This is a genomic window from Luteibacter sp. P4_E6, from assembly GCF_056401535.1.
Genome location: NZ_JBFUJE010000627.1, coordinates 1 through 2,098 on the forward strand (window position 1 = coordinate 1; position 2,098 = coordinate 2,098).

Genomic DNA, 2,098 nt, shown 5'->3' on the forward strand with positions numbered 1-2,098 from the left:
GGCGCAGGCTGCCGATCAGGCTGCCGGCAAGACCGTGCATTGCTACGGCATCAACAGCTGTAAAGGCACCTCGGACTGCAAATCGGGCAACCACGCCTGCAAAGGCCAGAACGACTGCAAGGGCCAGGGCTTCAAAGCGGTTTCGATGAAGGAATGCTCGGCCCAGGGCGGTAGCACCACCCCGCCGGCCCAGTAAGCCTGCCTGCCCGGTCGCACTGGCGACCGGGCCTCTCCGGAGCACATCATGCCCGTTCAATCGCCGCCCGCGTTCCATGGCTTCGGTCTGGGCTTGCGTGTTCCGCACTATGCCGATTTCATCGCAACGCAGCAGCCGGTCGATTTCGTCGAAGTGATCTCGGAGAATTTCATGGTGGATGGCGGGCGCCCGCTCGACATCATCGACCGCGTTCGTGAGCGCTACCGCGTTGCCCTGCACGGTGTATCGATGAATCTCGGCTCGGTAGACGAGGTCGACATCGCCTACCTTCGCCGATTGCGTGCGTTGGCGCGTCGGGTCGATCCGCTCTGGATCTCCGATCACGTCAGCTGGACCGGTGTCGATGGCTTCAACGCCCATGACCTCTTGCCGCTTCCCTACACGGAAGAAGCGCTCGACGTCCTGGTCGCGAATGTGTCGATCGCGCAGGATGTGCTCGGTCGCGCGCTGGTGCTCGAGAATCCCTCGACCTACATCGCTTTCGCGGACTCGAAGATGACCGAGGCCGTCTTTCTTTCGGCGCTGTGTGAACGCACCGGATGCCTGCTTCTGCTCGACGTCAACAACATCTACGTGAGCGCGACCAATCACGGGCTTGACCCCGATGACTGGCTGGAAGGTCTGCCACTGGAGCGCGTCAGGCAGGTCCACCTTGCCGGACACAGCCAGGGGCGTGACATGCTGATCGATACGCACGACGCGCCGGTGCCCGATCCGGTCTGGCGGCTCTATGCGCGCTTCGCCTCGCGATTGGGTCACGTGGCCACCATGATCGAGCGGGACGACCATATTCCACCCCTGACGGACCTGCTTGCCGAGCTGCAACAGGCGCGCCTCATCGCCGCGTCGGCGGCACGTCAGGCCGCATGAGCCTCGGTGACCTGCAACGGGACTTCATCGCCTCGGTGTCCGGTAGCGCTACGCGGGAGGCTTTCGACGCGCGTGGCATGCGCGTGTATGCGAACAACTATCGTGGCCAGCTCATGACGGCCATGYGGGATGCCTACGCGAAGACACGGTTGTGGCTGGGCGACGAAGCATTCGATCGCGCGGCGGACCGTTACATCGATGAACACGTTCCCTCGTCATGGACGTTGGATGCTTACGGGTATGACTTTCCCGACATGCTCGAACATGACTATCCCGACGATCCGGATGTCAGTGAGCTGGCGTGGCTGGATGGGACCCTACGTCACGCGTTCAGTGGTCACGATGGTGTAGCGATCGACGCTGGCGCGCTCATCGCCGACGATTGGGATCGCGTGGAGTTCGTCTTCGTACCGACCCTGCGGTTTCGCCGCATGCGCAGCAATGCGGTGGCGATCTGGAAGGCGCTCGCTGACGAGATCATGCCACCGGGAGCGGTGCAGACCTCCGCGGGCGAAGGGGTCCGTGTGTGGCGCAGGGGGCTGTCGCCGCGGTTCGCCAGCATGGACGCCAGGGAATGCGCATGCCTTGACCTGGCCCTCGCAGGTGCCACGTTCGGCGAGATCTGTGAGCGGCTGCGCCAGTGGCACGCCTCCGCTGCGATAGCGGCCGAGGCGGGCGGGCTGCTTAACGCGTGGCTTGGCGATGGCCTCGTGATGAGCCTGCGCCAGGGATAAGCTGGCTGTAAGAAAGCAGTCAACGGTTGACCCCGCGGACACGGGCACCGACAATCCGCACACTTTCAGCCCCGCGAGACATCCATGGACGACGACCCCAGGCCTCCGTTTCGACGTCGCTAGTGGTCCTTCCGTTCGTATGTCGCGGCCGGTAGCCACCTTGGCCACCGGCAGGTCACCCCGTGACCCGCCTCCCTCTACCCCGGCCGCAGCGTTCGGCAGGGAGRTATGCAACATGCGCAACATTCTCCTCTTCGTTTTCGGAACGATCCTCGCC

3 protein-coding genes are annotated in these 2,098 nt (G+C 63.8%); all 3 read left to right on the forward strand.

Annotated features, from left to right (window positions below):
- On the forward strand, positions 1 to 196 hold a 196-nt coding region (gene bufA2, locus AC1DT2_RS21640; RefSeq protein WP_477298655.1), incomplete at its 5' end, for a BufA2 family periplasmic bufferin-type metallophore.
- Positions 197 to 244: 48 nt separating this feature from the next.
- Complete coding sequence (gene bufB, locus AC1DT2_RS21645) at positions 245 to 1,087, forward strand: MNIO family bufferin maturase (protein ID WP_477298657.1); 843 nt, start codon at positions 245 to 247, stop codon at positions 1,085 to 1,087.
- A complete protein-coding gene (locus AC1DT2_RS21650; RefSeq protein WP_477298658.1) occupies positions 1,084 to 1,821 on the forward strand; it encodes an HvfC/BufC family peptide modification chaperone in 738 nt (245 codons plus the stop codon). The genes bufB and AC1DT2_RS21650 overlap by 4 nt, the downstream gene beginning before the upstream one ends.
- Positions 1,822 to 2,098 lie beyond the last annotated feature (277 nt).